The organism is Sediminibacterium sp. FW305-C-61, assembly GCF_058231065.1.
This window is the reverse complement of the sequence record NZ_JBIQXR010000002.1, coordinates 703,193-720,428: the sequence shown is the minus strand read 5'-3', so window position 1 is coordinate 720,428 and position 17,236 is coordinate 703,193. Positions and strand designations below refer to the sequence as shown.

Annotated in this window: 16 protein-coding genes; 9 read left to right on the top strand and 7 right to left on the bottom strand. The window is 40.2% G+C overall.

The features are described from left to right. Positions 1–501: a GNAT family N-acetyltransferase gene (locus ACH30E_RS08410; RefSeq protein WP_490824435.1), complete on the top strand. Its 501-nt coding sequence runs from the start codon at positions 1–3 to the stop codon at positions 499–501. A gap of 148 nt (positions 502–649) precedes the next feature. Here the strand turns inward: ACH30E_RS08410 and ACH30E_RS08405 are convergent, their stop codons facing one another. Then, the gene (locus tag ACH30E_RS08405) at positions 650–1,096 is read right to left on the bottom strand and encodes a DUF3276 family protein (RefSeq protein ID WP_490824434.1); all 447 of its coding nucleotides are present in this window, start codon (positions 1,094–1,096) and stop codon (positions 650–652) included. Between the two features lie 192 nt (positions 1,097–1,288). Further along, positions 1,289–3,142, bottom strand: a complete 1,854-nt coding sequence (locus ACH30E_RS08400) for an ABC transporter ATP-binding protein (protein WP_490824433.1) — start codon at positions 3,140–3,142, stop codon at positions 1,289–1,291. A 354-nt stretch (positions 3,143–3,496) separates the two neighbouring features. Between ACH30E_RS08400 and ACH30E_RS08395 the strand changes: the two genes are divergently transcribed. The 3 genes from ACH30E_RS08395 to secDF all read left to right on the top strand — a co-directional run bounded on the left by ACH30E_RS08395 (position 3,497) and on the right by secDF (position 7,616). Continuing rightward, a complete protein-coding gene (locus ACH30E_RS08395) occupies positions 3,497–3,823 on the top strand; it encodes a hypothetical protein (RefSeq protein WP_490824432.1) in 327 nt (108 codons plus the stop codon). A gap of 52 nt (positions 3,824–3,875) precedes the next feature. Beyond that, on the top strand, positions 3,876–4,340 hold the full coding sequence (locus ACH30E_RS08390; protein ID WP_490824431.1) for an FKBP-type peptidyl-prolyl cis-trans isomerase: 465 nt from the start codon (positions 3,876–3,878) through the stop codon (positions 4,338–4,340). Positions 4,341–4,547: 207 nt separating this feature from the next. After that, positions 4,548–7,616, top strand: coding sequence for a protein translocase subunit SecDF (secDF, locus tag ACH30E_RS08385; RefSeq protein ID WP_490824430.1), 3,069 nt, complete (start codon positions 4,548–4,550; stop codon positions 7,614–7,616). Positions 7,617–7,846: 230 nt separating this feature from the next. Here secDF and ACH30E_RS08380 read toward each other — a convergent pair whose 3' ends face one another. Further along, on the bottom strand, positions 7,847–8,191 hold the full coding sequence (locus tag ACH30E_RS08380; RefSeq protein WP_294993104.1) for a HesB/IscA family protein: 345 nt from the start codon (positions 8,189–8,191) through the stop codon (positions 7,847–7,849). Between the two features lie 148 nt (positions 8,192–8,339). Between ACH30E_RS08380 and ACH30E_RS08375 the strand changes: the two genes are divergently transcribed. From ACH30E_RS08375 to ACH30E_RS08365, 3 genes are all read left to right on the top strand, one after another. Continuing rightward, positions 8,340–8,843, top strand: coding sequence for a DUF7935 family protein (locus ACH30E_RS08375; RefSeq protein ID WP_294993107.1), 504 nt, complete (start codon positions 8,340–8,342; stop codon positions 8,841–8,843). Between the two features lie 77 nt (positions 8,844–8,920). Next, positions 8,921–10,474, top strand: coding sequence for an acyl-CoA mutase large subunit family protein (locus ACH30E_RS08370; protein ID WP_490824429.1), 1,554 nt, complete (start codon positions 8,921–8,923; stop codon positions 10,472–10,474). Positions 10,475–10,484: 10 nt separating this feature from the next. Then, the gene (locus ACH30E_RS08365) at positions 10,485–11,153 is read left to right on the top strand and encodes a GNAT family N-acetyltransferase (protein ID WP_490824428.1); all 669 of its coding nucleotides are present in this window, start codon (positions 10,485–10,487) and stop codon (positions 11,151–11,153) included. On the opposite strand, the gene ACH30E_RS08360 is transcribed toward ACH30E_RS08365, so the two are convergent. Next, a complete protein-coding gene (locus ACH30E_RS08360; protein ID WP_490824427.1) occupies positions 11,154–11,579 on the bottom strand; it encodes a YqaE/Pmp3 family membrane protein in 426 nt (141 codons plus the stop codon). Positions 11,580–11,690: 111 nt separating this feature from the next. On the opposite strand from ACH30E_RS08360, the gene ACH30E_RS08355 reads away from it, so the two are divergent. Beyond that, the gene (locus tag ACH30E_RS08355) at positions 11,691–12,983 is read left to right on the top strand and encodes an amidohydrolase (protein WP_490824426.1); all 1,293 of its coding nucleotides are present in this window, start codon (positions 11,691–11,693) and stop codon (positions 12,981–12,983) included. Between the two features lie 71 nt (positions 12,984–13,054). Here the strand turns inward: ACH30E_RS08355 and ACH30E_RS08350 are convergent, their stop codons facing one another. The 3 genes from ACH30E_RS08350 to hutI all read right to left on the bottom strand — a co-directional run bounded on the left by ACH30E_RS08350 (position 13,055) and on the right by hutI (position 16,304). Then, entirely contained in the window at positions 13,055–13,714 is a 660-nt protein-coding gene (locus ACH30E_RS08350; RefSeq protein WP_490824425.1) for a YggS family pyridoxal phosphate-dependent enzyme, read from the bottom strand. Positions 13,715–13,863: 149 nt separating this feature from the next. After that, positions 13,864–14,928, bottom strand: coding sequence for a formimidoylglutamase (locus tag ACH30E_RS08345; protein WP_294993121.1), 1,065 nt, complete (start codon positions 14,926–14,928; stop codon positions 13,864–13,866). Between the two features lie 146 nt (positions 14,929–15,074). Beyond that, a complete protein-coding gene (hutI, locus tag ACH30E_RS08340) occupies positions 15,075–16,304 on the bottom strand; it encodes an imidazolonepropionase (protein WP_490824424.1) in 1,230 nt (409 codons plus the stop codon). Positions 16,305–16,453: 149 nt separating this feature from the next. On the opposite strand from hutI, the gene ACH30E_RS08335 reads away from it, so the two are divergent. Next, positions 16,454–17,146 carry a spheroidene monooxygenase gene (locus ACH30E_RS08335; protein ID WP_490824423.1) on the top strand — a complete coding sequence of 231 codons (693 nt, stop codon included), beginning with the start codon at positions 16,454–16,456 and terminating at the stop codon, positions 17,144–17,146. The last annotated feature ends 90 nt before the right edge of the window (positions 17,147–17,236 follow it).

Sequence of the window (17,236 nt, the reverse complement as noted above, 5' to 3'; positions counted from 1 at the left end):
ATGGAAGATATAATTGTTCGTCATATTGAAGCCGGCGATAATACTGCAATGGCTAAAATTATCCGTAATGCCCTGGAAGAATTTGGTGCCAACAAGCCAGGCACTGTATATTTTGATGAAAGCACCGATCATTTATTTGAATTATTTCAAGCCGAACCTTTAAGTGAATATTTCGTTGCAGAAAAGGAGGGTATTTTATTAGGAGGTGCCGGCATCTACCCTACTGAAGCTTTACCGGAGGGCACTTGCGAACTGGTGAAAATGTATCTATCTCCGGCTGCCCGCGGTTTAGGATTGGGCCGTGCTATGATAGCAAAATGTATTGAGGCAGCAAAAGCAAAAGGGTTTCATCAAATTTACCTCGAAACCATGCCAGAGCTAAAAAAGGCAGTAAGTGTATACGAAAAATTTGGTTTCTCCTATCTCTCAGGTCCAATGGGCAATAGTGGCCATAATGGATGTGATATATGGATGCTAAAGACAATAGAAAATAATCAATAGGAAACAGGAAATTCGATTAGGAAAACCTGGTTTACAAGTACAACACTTTTCTCCACTCCGTTTTATATTTCTTATTTCTTATTCCTTATTTCTTATTAAAAAAGCCGGTCAATCGACCGGCTTTTTCGCAGTTGGTTTTGGTGGTTTTTTACCATTTGTCTACTTCTTCAGAAGCAGTGGTAGAAGCAGCGGCAGCATCGGTTATCGGAGTAGGTGCTTCTGCTACTGGAGCAGTAACTACCTCTTCGGTTTCAGTTTCGCCAGCAAAGCTGTCGTTCTGACCCTCAGCGCCCTCTACATCATCGTATTCATGGTTGAATGCGTCGAAATCAAAATCAGGCATAAGATCCGTTTTCACATAATCAACCGCTTCTCCTAATGCTTTAATGAACTTGTTAAAATCTTCTTTGTACAGGAAGATTTTATGTCTGTCGTAACCATTGTTATCAAATCGCTTACGGCTCTCGGTAATTGTCAGGTAATAATCATTACCACGAGTAGCCCTTACATCAAAAAAATAGGTTCTTCTCTTTCCAGCCCTGATTCGCTTGCTGTAAACACTTTCCATTTTCTTGTCGTTGTTCTCGTACGCCACAGTTGTTGTTTTTTGGTTATCTGATTTTTAATGCCTGACAAATATAGGGATGTTTCGGAATTACCAAAATTTTATAGAAACTAAATAGAAATATGTCATAAGCCAGATGGGACAAGCTTTTGAAAGCCGGCAACGGTACTTTATAAACCAAATTTTCCGGACGCATCATTCAATGCATCTTCAATGAAGAACTTATTTATCCGCAGAAACAGTGTTTATCTCTGTATTTTTTGCAGCATCTGTAAGTTGCAGTCTGTACAATTCTGCGTAGTAACCGTTTTGATCTATTAAAGATTGATGGGTACCAGATTCTATTAATCTACCGTTCTCGAGTACGATAATCTTATCGAAATGGAAGCTGGAAAATATCCTATGCGTAATGATAATGGCTGTTTTATCATGTAAAAATCGGTAGAGGTTGCCAATGATCTCAAATTCTGTTTTTGCGTCTACCGCACTGAGACAATCATCAAAAACGATGATCTCTGGATTTTTAATCAAAGCCCTGGCAATTGATATCCTTTGTTTCTGACCGCCACTCAAGGTTACTCCGCGTTCCCCTATCATCGTTTTATATCCATTACTGAAACCCAGGATTTCCTTGTGAACACTTGCAAAGTTGGCTGCCTCTTCAACCATGGTGGTGGTAGCAGGTTCCTTTAAACCAAACCCTATATTGTCGTGTACGCTGTCGCTGAATAGAAATACATCCTGCTGTACATAGCTTATTTGCGAACGTAACTGGGCAAGACTAATAGATTTTAGTGGTTTCCCTCCTATTTCAATTGACCCGCTGTCTGGATCAAAGAATCGAAGTAATAGTTGTGCCAGTGTTGTTTTACCGCTTCCTGTTTTACCCAGCACCAATACTTTTTCTCCTTTTTTGATAGTAAGATTAAAATCCTGCAATGCCTTGATTCCAGTATGCGCGTAGGTAAATGAAACCTCTTTAAAATTGATATCCCCGGTAACTGCTGTATTACTTGCTTCTTTACTGTCAGTAATGGTAGGTTTGGTATCGAGGAACTCGTTCAATCTTTTTTGTGAAGCAGCTGCTCTTTGTATCATACTGGCTGTCCAGCCAATTGCACTAACCGGGAAAGTGAGCATGTTAATATAGATCACAAATTCAACTACCAAACCTACTCTTGTTGGATCTTGCAATGCCTGCATTCCTCCAATAAAAATGGTGATCAGGGTGCTTAACCCAATCATTAAAGCCATGCTTGGAAAGTAAATTGCTTCAACTTTTGCCAAACCAATAGCATTTTTCTTATACGATTCACTATTTTTCTGAAAAAAGCCCATCATTGCCTTCTCCTGAACGAAAGATTTGATAACCCGGATACCTGAATAAGATTCTTGCGCATTGGTAGTTAGATTGGCCAATAGTGCCTGAATTCTTTCACTTTTGCGATTAATAATGCTGTTTACCCAGTAAATGGTAAGGGCCAGAATTGGCAATGGTGCTAATACATATATAGTAAGCATAGCATCTTTCCGAAACATGTTTACCACACAAAAGCCGATTAAACTAATCAGGTTAATCAAGTACATGATAGCCGGCCCCGTATACATCCTTACCCTGCTAACATCTTCTGTCATGCGGCTCATTAAATCACCGGTACTATGTACCTTATAAAAACTGGTATCTAATTGCTGGTAATGCTGAAAGATTTCATTTTTCTGGTCATACTCAATATGACGGCTCATTACGATAATAGTCTGACGCATAAAAAACATCAGGATACCACGTAAAATGGCCAGAAGCAGTATTACAATACTACAGACTGCTACAAGCCAGGTAAAACTAAACTTCGAATTAGTAATCCATTGAATAAAAAGGGTAACCAGAGAATCGTTTACTGGTCTGCTGGTGACTGCTTTTGCACCGGGCAATTGCTGTTGAACAGCACCAACCACATACCCTGTAATCTGCGGTGCCAGTACAGCAAAATAGTTGGAAAGCAATACAAAAAAGATACCCAGAAAGAACCGATACCTGTATTTCCAGAAATATTTATTAACCGCGGAGAGTTGCTTCACTAATATGGCCGATTTAAACGCAAAAATAAAGCGACCAGTCCAAGTGTGAGGTAATTTGTTATAAGTGGAATTGTTAGAGCAATCATAAAGTAGGTTTTTAAAGCTGCAGGCTTCAAGCAGCAAGCGGCAAGCTTTAATTGGTGTGCATTTAGGAAATCCTGCTATTATTCATATAAATATTTAGACCTGTTTAAGAAATAGTTGGTTGTGTAAATTCACTATTTGCTATAATTAAAACACGGATTTTCATGATTTTCAAGATCTATCATGATAAATCTTGAAAATCATGAAAATCTGCGGTCCATCAAACGAGATGCCTGGAGCTCTTTTAACAACAACACTTACATTTGCGGCATGTTAACCAGTGAGGAAGAGAACTTTATTGTTTTCTGGGAGAAAAACCGGATACAGCAAAAACATAGTACAAGGCCATTTATGATAGGGCTTTCTGCTGGTTTTGTATTTGGTATAGGTGTTATTTCGGTGCTTTATACAGGATGGTATGAAAGGGCAAATATGGTTGCCAATGCCAGATTAAGCTCATTTGTTTTTTTGCTCGCTATTATGGGAATATCCTTTTTTATGGCTTTTGTATATCGCAAATTCAGATGGGAAAGTCGCGAACAACAATACAAGGAGCTCCTAGCAAAGAAAAAAGCCCTCCAAAAAAATAATTCTTAAGCAGCCCCACGGGCAAAAAAATGGTCTAATAGGCAAATAGATGAATATATCCATGAAAAGAACTTTGTTGTTATTGAGTGTCGTGATTTTTTCGCTTCTCTTATCCTGTGGCAAACAGGAATCTGGTTGTCAACCCAAAACACCTGCTTCAGAAAAGGCAGATATGGTAGCATTTTGCACCAGTAATAATATTAACTATACAGAGCATTCCAGTGGTATTTTATACCAGATTATTACCCAGGGGTCTGGCAATACCCCTACCGTAAATAATACGGTATCAACCGTGTACACAGGCAAATTATTAAACGGAACGACCTTCGACGCCACCGCAAATCCTGTAAGCTTCTCGCTGGGTGGGGTTATTGAAGGCTGGAAAATAGGTATCCCACTCATTCAGAAAGGAGGTCGGATTTTAATGGTAATCCCTTCGGCTTTAGCTTATAGCTGCACTGGTTCCGGATCGATTCCGCCTAATAGTCCATTGTTTTTTGATGTTACACTGACAGACGTTAAATAGGTTTATCGGCTGGTGAAAACAGTGCTATTTTATAACATCTGTTGATAAGACGGGTTATCATTCCGTATCTGCATATCTATATGTATTGTATATCAATCTGTTAGAAGATTTTCCAACCCAAAAAAGTCAAACTTGGCGGAACTGAGAAATTTCATTACCATTCCCCTATCTTTGCCGCTCTAAAATTTTTTGTAAACCCTTACTAATATGCAACTGAAAGGTTTAGTGCGATTTTTTGCGATTGCCCTGATTTTAATCTGCCTCTACCAGTTATCTTTTACCTGGTTTGTTCGCAGTCATGAGAAAGCCATGGACGAAAAGGCTCAGGCCTGGATTTCACGTTTCCCTACCCCTGAACAAAAATATCCGGGTAATAAGGAACTGCAGGCTATTTATGCTGATAGTATTGCAGAAGTGAAGAAAGACAGACTTCAGCGCTTATTGGATAGTACCAAAGACACTAAACTGGCTTTTGGACTTACCACTTATCGCAGTGCCAAAGAAAAAGAACTTATGCTGGGTCTGGATCTCCAGGGTGGTATGAGTGTTACCATGGAAGTTGGATTGGATGGACTGATTAAGTCGCTCGCCAATTATAGTAAGGATGCTGTATTTAATAAAGCGCTGGAAACAGCAGTTGCCCGTAAGGCTAACAGCGGTGCAGATTTGATTACGCTTTTCCGTGAGGAATACAAAAAGCTTAATCCTTCTGGCAACCTGGCCCCTTTCTTTGCTACAAGAAGTAATGGTAAGGTCAAATTTGATGCTTCTGACGACGCAGTTACAAGCTACCTGAAAGACCAGGCAACGGCTGCATTTAATAATACTTTCCGCATTTTACGTACACGTATCGACCGATTTGGCGTTGCGTCTCCGAATATTAACCCAGATCCTGCCAAGGGTATCATCAACATTGAACTTGCTGGTGTTAACGATAAAGAGCGTGTAAGATCTTATTTACAATCTACCGCTAACCTTCAGTTCTTTGAAGTATATACTTTTGAGAGCCGTGATTTACAGGATGGTTTGGTTGCCGCAGATAAAGCTGTGCAGGATTACCTGAACGGAACTACTCAAAAGACAACAGATACAGCCGCAACTGCTCCTGTAGCAAAAGATGCAGTGGACACCACTAAAACAGGTACATTATCTGATTTAGGTAAAACCGGCGCTACTGCTAAAACTGCTGTGCCTAAAGACAGTCTGAATCAAAATCCACTTGCGCGTTTGATTCAGTTCTCTCAACCATATGCTGATCAGGCATCTGGCAGAACTATATTTCCTGCTGCTTTAGGCTATATTCAGTCGAAAGACACAGGTACTTTAAATGATTACCTGAAACTTGATTTCGTAAAAAACAAGTTCCCTTCTAACCTGGTATTCATGTATGGTAAAACTGAATCTTCAGATGCCAGCATGAAAGATATCCTTGCATTCTATGCAATTAAAACATTGGATAACGGCCAGGCAGAACTGGAAGGCGATCATATTTCAAGTGCATCACAGGATTTTGATGAGCGTGGTAAGATTGCTATCAAAATGAATATGGATAAAGTTGGTAGCAATATCTGGGCTAAAATGACCACACGTAATGTGGGCAAGCCAATTGCTATCGTTCTGGATAATTTCGTTTATTCAGCTCCCAATGTAAATGATCCGATTACTACTGGTAATTCTCAAATCAGCGGTAGCTATACCCTGAAAGAAGCACAGGATTTATCTGAAATACTGGAAAGTGGTAAACTTCCTGCTCCTGCAAAAATTGTACAGGAACAACAGGTTGGTCCTACCCTCGGTAATGAATCTGTAAAAGGTGGTGCATTATCATTTGGTATTTCATTCCTGGTGATTTTTATCCTGATGCTGGTTTACTTTAACACCGGCGGATGGGTTGCGAATATTGCCCTTATCCTCAACTTATTGTTTACAGTAGGTATTCTGAGTGCATTAGGCTTTACGTTAACCGCTCCTGGTATTGCCGGTCTGGTACTAACCATCGGTATGGCAGTAGATACCAACGTAATCATCTTCGAACGTATCAAAGAAGAATTAACCAAGGGTAAAGGATACCAGGCCGCTGTAAACGATGGTTACAAGCGTTCTATGGCTCCTGTACTTGACGGACATATCACTACCCTATTAACCGCGATTATACTTGCTTATTTTGGTCTTGGTCCGGTATTAGGTTTCGCTACCACACAGATCATTGGTATCTTATTATCATTGTTCTGCGGTATCCTTGTTTCACGCCTCATTACAGACTGGTACACAAATAAGAACCGTCACTTCGAATACTTCACCAAGCTTTCAAGAACTATTTTCCAGAAAGCTTCATTCAAGTTCATTGAATACAGAAAAGTTGCCTACACCATTTCAGCAGTAATTTTTGTGATGGGTGTATCAACCTTCTTCAATGGTTTTGATGAAGGTGTAGAATTTGCGGGTGGTCGTAGCTATACTATTAAGTTTGATAAGCCTGTTAATGTTGAAGCGGTGCGTGATGACCTGAAAGTAGTTTTTGGTGAATCACCGATTATCAAAACAGTTAACAGCAATAATCAGCTTAACATCACTACATCGTATAAAATCGAAGAGTCTGGCAACAATGTTGATTCATTGGTAGAAAGCACCTTGTTTACCGGGTTACAAAAACACCTGCCTCAAGGACTAAGCCTTTACGATTTTGAAACCAAGTATAAACAGAGTTCACAGACGGTATTACCTACGATTTCTGATGACCTGAAAGCTGGTGCGACTAAGGCAACCATTTTCGCGGTAATCATAATCTGTCTGTATATCTTCATCCGTTTCCGTGACTGGAGATATTCATTGGGAACCATTTTCTCACTGATGCACGATGTATTCGTAACATTGATTGTGTTCAGTTATGCTCGTAATTTTGTTGCTTTCCCACTTGAGATTGACCAGCACTTTATTGCCGCGATATTAACGGTAATCGGTTTCTCAATGAACGATACTGTAATTGTGTATGACCGTATTCGTGAAGATAGTGGCATTTTGAAAGGCATGAATAATGCATCAATTATCAATAAAGCGATTAATGAAACATTGAGTCGTACCGTAATGACTTCATTAACTGTGTTCCTGACACTGTTGATTCTGTTCATCTTTGGCGGTGAAGTAACCCGTGGTTTCTCCTTCGCAATGATGATTGGTGTAATCACCGGTACTTATTCATCCATATTTGTAGCCGCTCCAATCCTGGTAGATTTTGCAAAAGATAAACCACTGGGTAAGGCTAATAAAGAGAAATAATCTTACAGAGAGAAGATAATTTAAGAAGAGGTTGTTCGAAAGGCAACCTCTTTTTTATGGCTGATGTCGGATGGCTGATGGCGGATTTAGTTATTAGGCCTATAGCGCTATTAAGTAATTATTGTACCTTGCAATTCCAAAAAATGTCAGACATCAGACATCAGACATCAGACATCAGACATCAGACATCAGACATCAGACATCAGACATCAGACATCAGACATCCTAATTTATACTGCAAATGAAGTTCCGCAGCCGCAGGTTTTGCTTGCATTGGGATTGGTAAATGTAAAGCCACGACTGTTTAAGCCGCCTTGCCAGTCAACTTCCATTCCATAGAGGTATAATTGATGGCTTTTATTCATAACGCAGGGTATTCCTTCAATTACAAAATGCTCGTCTTCATCTGTGGGAAGATCGAATCCTAAAACATAAGTCATACCACTACAACCTCCACCCTTCACACCAACACGAAGAACCTGGTTTTGGTCGAACGAAGGTTCTCCCATCAGGCGTTTTATTTCAAGAATGGCGCCTTCTGTTAAACTTACGGGAGTACTGGTTACTGTATTCATAAATCATTAATTCTATGACAAAATTACGAATGATTTAATAAACCCGGTTTTTTGTCGTTTTCGATTCCCGAAAAACCCATTTTTAGCCTTTTCTGGTATATAACGGTCAATTCAATCAGAGAGCCTATTTTTGTCGAAATTCGCTTACATGATGGATACTACGATGTTGTTAACCGTGGTGATTGGTTTAATGATTGCCGGCTTTGCAGGATACCTTTTTTATCTTCAGAGAAAAAACCAGCGTGAAGAAAAGCAAGACAAAAAAGGCTCCGTTGAACTTCAGTTACAGGCTTATGAGCGTCTGACCTTGTTAACCGACAGGATTGCCTTACCAAATCTTATCAGCAGACTGGGCACTCCGGATATTCCTGCTAAAGACATGCAATTCCTTTTAAGCAAACATATTAAGGATGAATTCGATTATAATATCACCCAACAGATTTATGTAGTTCCCGAAATCTGGAATGCCATTAAAAACCTTAAAGAAAAAAACCTTTTACTCATTCATCAGATAGCGGCTACACTTCCAGATAATGCCCCGGCCTCCCTATTAAACCGTGCAATACTGGAATATCTGGTGAACGATCCTAAATCAAATCTTCATGAAATAGTCAGCGAGGCTTTAAGTTATGAAGCCAAGAAATTATTGTGATGATGTGAATGGTCAATTGTGAATGGTGAATAAATTGACCATTCACAATTGACCATTCACACCCTAAACTCTTGCCAATGAAAAAAATAACTACTGATAGCGGAATAGAAATAAAACAGGTATACCAGTCTGCGGATAATCCTGTAACAAATTTGGAAGCACCCGGAGAATTCCCTTACACAAGAGGCGTACAGCCAGATATGTATCGTGGTAAATTATGGACGATGCGTCAGTACGCTGGCTTCTCAACGGCAGAAGAAAGTAATAAACGGTATCATTATTTATTATCACAGGGGGTAATGGGTTTAAGTGTGGCGTTTGATCTTCCTACTCAAATTGGTTACGACAGCGATCATCCGCTTGCTGAGGGAGAAGTAGGAAAAGTAGGTGTGGCGATTGACAGTCTGGAAGATATAGAAACCCTTTTCAAAGGCATACAACTTGAACAGGTCAGCACTTCTATGACCATCAACGCTACTGGTTTTATTTTATTGGCTTTTTATGTTGCACTTGCCAAAAAACAAGGTGCGGATCTGTCTAAAATCAGCGGAACCATCCAAAATGATATTTTAAAAGAATACGCTGCCAGAGGCACCTATATCTATCCTCCAAAACCATCGATGCGTATCATCACCGATATTTTCGAATGGTGCAGTAAGGAATTACCTAAATGGAATACCATTTCTATTTCAGGTTATCATATACGTGAGGCAGGAAGTACAGCGGTGCAGGAGATAGCATTCACACTCAGCAATGGGAAAGCCTATGTAAAAGCAGCACTAGAAAAAGGACTTGATATCAATGTATTTGGAAAACGACTCTCCTTTTTCTTTAATGCGCATAATAATTTGTTTGAAGAAGTGGCCAAATTCAGGGCAGCCAGAAGAATGTGGGCACAAATGATGCGTGAACTAGGTGCTACAGATGAAAAAGCAATGATGCTGCGCTTTCATACGCAAACTGGTGGAGCTACCCTAACTGCACAACAACCTTTGAATAATATCTGTAGGGTAACCATCCAAACCCTCGCTGCAGTATTGGGCGGAACACAGAGTTTGCATACAAACGGGTATGATGAGGCATTAAGTCTGCCTACAGAAGAAGCCGCCAGGATAGCACTTCGTACTCAACAAATTGTTGCTTTTGAAAGTGGTGCCCCCGATACCGTAGATCCACTGGCTGGTAGTTTCTTTATAGAAAATCTTACCAGTGAAGTGGAAGAAAAAGCATGGCAACTGGTACAAAAAATTGATGCAATGGGTGGCAGTGTAAGTGCCATTGAAGAAGGGTTTATGCAGGATGAAATAGCCAAGAGTGCCTATGAATACCAGCGGAATATTGAGAGTGGAGATAAAATAATTGTTGGCGTAAATAAATTCCAGGTAACAGAAACCAATTCCACACCGGTATTTAAAATTGATGATACCATCCGTCAGGTACAATCCGATAAACTTCAAGTGCTTAGGGCTAAAAGAGATAATGACCAGGTTAAAAAAGCTCTTGAAGCAATCAGTCAGGCTGCAGTGTCTGGTGAAAACCTGATGCCGTTAGTCATTCATGCAGTAGAACAATATGCAACCCTTGGAGAAATTTCAGATACCCTCAGAAAAGTTTTTGGAGAATACCAATAAGCATTACATCATGTATCAGACAGAATTGGTTACCAATGCCAGACAGATTCAACAGATCGCTGATTTATCGGCAGCAAATTTAAAATCTGCAGTTGATGAAAATACTAAAATTGAACAAGGGTTTCTTACCTGGGAATACAACGTGGAATTGTTATCTGCCATGCATGAGATAGCGTCAAGTGTTATCGTTACTTATCAGGGTGATGTGGTCGGATATGCATTAACTGCCACACATGCAATGGCAGATGTTCATGCTGAAATGAAAGTAATGCTCCAAAATCTTTCAACACTTCAATACCTGGGCAAACCCCTTAATGATTACCGGTATTATATGATGGGACAAATCTGCATTGCAAAAGCACATCGCGGTAAAGGTTTATTTGAACAGCTATACCAGCATCACAAAAAAGTATACGGACAGTCCTATGATTTCTTACTGACCGAAGTATCCACATCCAACCACCGTTCACTACGTGCCCACGAAAAAGTAGGCTTCAAAACCATTCATACTTATTGGGATCATGCGGATGAGTGGGATGTGATAATTTGGAAATTTGGAAATTTGAAAATGAGGGAATTTTTTATGCTGTGCATAAAAATGTTCATTGTAAAAATTAGTTCTTACACTCCATATTCCTCATTTTCAAATTTTCAAATTTCCAAATTTCCAAATTTATAATTAAGAATTCCCGAAAACCACTATCAACGCATAAATAACGCCGGGTAGCCAGAATAAGAGTGTTAGTAGTAAACTAAGCCAGAACTTTCCATTTATTTCGCCCTGGTGTAAGCCTACGGCTAATGGTGGGAGTATTACACAGAGGATACCTAGTAATACCTGATTGGTACTCACTTCTCCCCCGGCTTTCTTGGTGGCTTTGTATTCTCGAAGCATTTTCTTTACTTCTTTCATCCTGGCTTTTCTTTCGGTTCTGGTCAGGCTTTTAAATTCACGCATTGCGTCTTCAACCACGATATCATTCATAACTGGCTCTGTGGTTATAGCGGCCGAAGTATCCGTATTACTTGTTTTGGAGGTAATTACACTGGCTTGAGTAGTAATCGTTAAACCAAGTGCAATAGACAGAAGGGTAAAGATTTTCATACTTGATGGATTTAACATTGAAAATACGACATTTTAATTTGCTGGAAAGGTCATAATCTCTATGTATATTGCTATTCTGTAAACAAATTCACTTTAACCAAGGCTAATTACATGAGAACTATTTTATTCAGTACAGCATTGCTGATAGGCACAGTAGTGACGGCGCAAGATTTACCCGCTACTTATCCTCAACTGGTAAAAGATATAACCCCTAAACTGGTTGAATGGCGCAGACATTTTCACCAGAATCCGGAATTGTCTAACCGTGAGTTTAAAACAGGTGCCTATATCGCCGATTACCTGCGCTCAATAGGGTATGAAGTAAAAGCCAATGTTGCGAAAACAGGAGTTGTCGCAGTACTCAAAGGCGGCAAGCCTGGTCCTGTAGTGGCATTAAGAGCAGATATAGATGCGCTGCCTGTTACAGAAAGGGTAAATATTCCATTCGCATCCAAAGTAACTACTTCTTTCAATGGACAAAACGTTGGCGTAATGCATGCCTGCGGACATGATTCACATACTTCCATTTTAATGGGAACTGCTACTGTTTTAAAACAAATGCAAAAAGATGTTCCGGGGACCGTTGTCTTTTTATTCCAGCCTGCTGAAGAAGGTGCTCCAGAAAATGAAGAAGGTGGGGCATCATTAATGGTTAAAGAAGGCGTATTGAATAACCCTAAAGTTGAAGCGGTTTTCGGAATGCACATAAAATCAGAAGTGCCTGCCGGACAACTACAATATAAAACCGGGGCATTTATGGCTTCGTCAGACTGGTTCCGCATTAAAGTAAAAGGCAAAGGCGCACATGGTTCCAAACCCTGGACTGGCGTTGACCCTATTGCCTCGGCAGCTAATATTATTGAAGGATTACAACAGATTGTTAGCAGACAAATGGAACTTACAAAAGCTCCGGTGGTAATTAGTGTGGGTTCTATTCATTCCGGTGTTAGAAATAATATCATTCCGGAAGAATGTGAATTGCTCGGCACCATCCGTACACTCGATAGTAAAATGCAGAAAGAAGTACATGAACGCATCCGCAATACTGTAAAACATATAGCAGCCAGTTCCGGTGCAGAAGCGGATGTATTTATTGATACAAAAACCCTGGTTACCTACAACGATCCCGCATTAGTAAAACTAACCCTTCCCTTTTTAGAAAAGGCGGCTGGTAAAGGCAATGTGGTTGAAAGAGACTGGGATACCGGCGCTGAAGATTTTTCTTTTTATGGGGTTGATATTCCCAGCTTTTTCTTTTATCTGGGTGGAATGCCTAAGGGCATGGATCCGGCCAAAGCTTCTTTGCACCATACACCCGATTTTTATATTGATGAAAGCGGATTTGATCTAGGAGTGAAGGCTTTTTGTCAATTGGTGTTTGATTATGCGAAGGTTAAGAAGTAGATAATATATTTATTGCCACTGAGGGCACAGAGGAGCACAGAGTCATACAGTGCCCTCAGTGGCAATAAATTTTAGGCATAATTTCTCGCCCCAAACAGCAAACTTCCAATCCTAACCATTGTACTCCCCTCTTCAATAGCAATTTTATAATCACCACTCATGCCCATGCTTAGGATGGCTGATGTAGGATCGCTGATGGCGGATTTGATTAGTAATTGGTGTAGAACTTTAAATTCATTCCGCACTTTGGTTTCATCATTACTGAAAGAGGCCATCCCCATAAGGCCAGCAACTTTTACATTTGGAAATAAATGCAACTGGCTAATCGCTTCAGTCAATTCATGTTCATCCATTCCAAATTTAGTCTCTTCGCTCGCTATATGAACCTGTAATAAGCAATTGATAACCCTGTTATTTTTTGCTGCCTGCTTATCAATTTCCTTCAGCAACTTTAAACTATCAACACCATGAATCAGGTGTACAAACGGTGCGATATATTTTACTTTATTGGATTGTAAATGTCCAATAAAATGCCAACGGATATCCTGAGGAAGTACAGCCTGTTTATCTACCAGTTCCTGAACATAGTTCTCACCAAAATCACGTTGCCCTAATGCGTATAATGCTTGAATATCTTCAACAGGTTTGGTTTTACTAACTGCAACCAAGGAAACTCCATCAGCAGTTAATGCTGCACTGAGTTCCTGGTACTGCTCAACATTTACGGACATAGCAGAAATTTGAAGCGAAAATAGTGAATTGTCGGGTGTGAATTGTCCGGCGTGAATTGTCAATGGTGAATGGTGAATGGTAATAGGAAGTTATGAGTAATAAAATTTTATTATTGACAATTCACCATTGACAATTCACACCCGACAATTCACGCCCTGCTCGTAAACATTGCTTTCACAAAATCGGCAACAAGATAGCTGATCATTTTGCCGGTACCGTGTCCGCCGCGGCCGTCTGATAGTTGTACGGCGCCCTCGCAAATATGGAGATAGGCCACTTTGCTGTCGGTGGCGGTGAAGTTGATATATTGACGGGCATGAGCCAGGGAGATACCTGCCGGACTAGACGCACTGCTGATACTGTTTTCAATTACATCCATATCTAATTCAATACCGCAGTAAGTATCTTCGGTAAAACCAGTGGCATGTGCTACTGATTGCAGGAATGTTCTTTTTTCATGGAGAAAAATATCTTCGTAACTGATACAATCTATGAACGGATTATTCACCATATCCATCCATACATTTTGAGGGAGATAGTTTTCATGATAGCCGATTACACAGTATTTCTCCAGGTAACCGTCAGCTTCAGCATAGGAAAATCCATTGCCACTATGCCTGCCTTCCATGGGTCTGAAATCTGCATGTGCATCGAGGTTAATCGCATTGATTTGTGCTAATGGAATTATTCCGGATTTATACAACCCTTTTGCCGCTCCTTTGATACAGGGGTAAGCATTATTATGTCCACCTCCTATTACAATCGGAATTTTTTGGTTCTGGGTGATGAGGTGTATCAACTGCTCCACTTCATCATCAATCATATTTACGGCATGTCTGTAGGCGGCTAATTGTTCATCGTATCCCTGCGCATTTGAATCGATGAGTTGCTTGGCTTCATTAAAATCAAAGTGACCAATTAACAGGATACTACTTCCTTCAAAAAAATCATTACTCTGTGTATTTAAAAATGCCTGCAAGAAAGCAATCCATGCAGAATCACAACCTCCCACACCCTGGTTTGCCAATACCCCAATATCTTCCGGAATACCAATCAATACAAAAGGCGCACTAGACTGCCTGATAGCTGTTTCCAAATCAGGCGCATGTTGTAAAACCTGTATCCGCTCCCCGATTTTTGTCTCAAACCGACGGATGCGTGTAACAGACAGGATATCCTGCTTATTATAAATTTTCAAATGTGGCAGTTGCAAAGCGTTGGGTTTTGTAGTTGAATATACGGAAAACTGGGAAAAAGTGAGGGGTGAATTGTCAATTGTGAATGGTCAATAGCACGATATATAAGTATCAACCAAACTAACTAGTCCCCATTCATCATTCCCCATTCACAATTCACCATTCACCATTCACTCCCATTCACCAAAACCCGGTCAATTAAACTCGATCCGAAAGCATAGGGAATATAGGCTATTGACGGAATAGGTTTAGTTATGATGAGGTTTGCACGCTTGCCGACTGTAATGCTTCCTACTTCCTTTTCGAGTCCCATGGCAAATGCACCATTAATAGTGGCCGCATTAATGGCTTCTTCGGGTAACATTTTCATTTGAATACAGCTCATCGAAACAACGGTATTCATGTTGCCACTTGGACTTGATCCTGGATTGTAATCAGAAGCTATGGCAACGGCCGCTCCTGCATCTATAATGCTTCTTGCAGGCTGGAAGGGCATGCGAAGAAAATAGGCTGCTGTAGGTAAGAGTGTACCAATAGTATTGGATGATGCCAATATATTGATAGTCGCTTCATCCATGGTTTCTAAATGATCTACAGATACAGCATTCACAGCAACACCTGCCTGCACTCCTCCTGAAAGGTTTAGCTGATTGGCATGAATTTTTGCCTTTAATCCATATCGCTTACCCGCTTCACAGATGCGCATGGTTTCTTCCTGACTGAAAAAACCTTCCTCGCAAAAAACATCTATATAATCTGCCAACTGCTCTCTGTCGATTGCAGGTAACATATCGTTGATGATTAGGTCGATATACGATTCATGGTCTTCTTTAAATAATACCGGATATGCATGTGCTCCCAGAAATGTAGCTTTTACCGGTATCGGGAGGTGTTCTTTCAAACGGCGAATAACGCGCAGCATCTTTAACTCAGCATCCAGTGATAAACCATATCCACTTTTTATTTCAATAGCTCCGGTTCCTAAAGCAATAAGTTCTAGTATTCTTTTTCTGGCTTGTTCATAAAGCACATCTTCTGTTGTAAGGGCCAGTTTATTTGCTGAGTTCAAGATGCCTCCCCCTTTTGCAGCTATTTCTGCGTAACTAAGTCCTTTTAACTTATCTACAAACTCATCTTCCCTGCTGGCCGCAAATACAGCATGAGTATGACTATCACACCAGCATGGCAATATACTTCCTCCTTTAATATCGAGTACTTCAGTTGCGTCCGGACAAATATCCATGGTGCCAAAATCTGCAATACGTCCATTGATGATCTGTACCCATGCATTATTCAGCACGGGCAAGTTTTTTAAAGCTTCTCCCCTTAATAATTCAGGATGCTTGCGAACATTTATGAGCTGATGAATGTTGGTGATTAGCAAATTAGACATACCAGCAAATTAAGGAAAAACATATTGCCTTGAAATGAAATTATTGGCAATGATTAATCACCCTGTCGGTTATCCTAAGTTGTAAATAAACGATGATTAACACCAATAATGAATATGTTACCTTCGACTAATTCAAAACTATTAAGCAGGTGATAGCAAGATTGACCATAGTAAAATATCCTAAATGGATGGGATGGGCAGGTTTTTTGTCGATGGCATTGTTTCGTATTCCATTATGGTTAAGCAGTACACACAGCTTTTGGAAACTGATGGGTTGTGGAAGGAATGGCAGTTTCGATAAAACACCCGACTGGCGACAATGGGCTCTGCTTGAAATATGGGACGCCAAAACAAAACAAGGAACCCATCCCCGATTCATACAACTATGGTGGAAATTCTTCGGTTGCAATAAAAGAATATTACTGCTTAACCCGATTGAAGGTCATGGCACCTGGGATCATAAACATGTATTCGGAACATTGCCTAAGAAAAGTTTGTACAATGGGAAGATCGCCATCTTAACAAGGGCCACCATCCGGATCAATAAACTCAGCAGTTTCTGGAGCCAGGTAGATGCTGTAGCACAGAAAATGGCAACAGCTCCTGGCTTTCTTGGCTCAGTAGGTATTGGTGAAGTACCATGGATCAAACAAGCCACATTCAGCATATGGGAATCAAAAGATGCTATGACCAGCTTTGCCTATAAAATGCAGGAGCATGCAGAAGTAGTCAGGAAAACAAGAAGCGAAAACTGGTATAGCGAAGAAATGTTCGTCCGTTTCCAAATCATTGATAATGAAGGAGATCTGAATGTATTATCGCCAATTAGGGAAAATTCGTAACTTTATACTATAGATGCATCATTGCTCGACCATATCATTACTTACCGCACATTTTGCCTGGATGTATCGTGGTCTTAATTCAATGCCCGA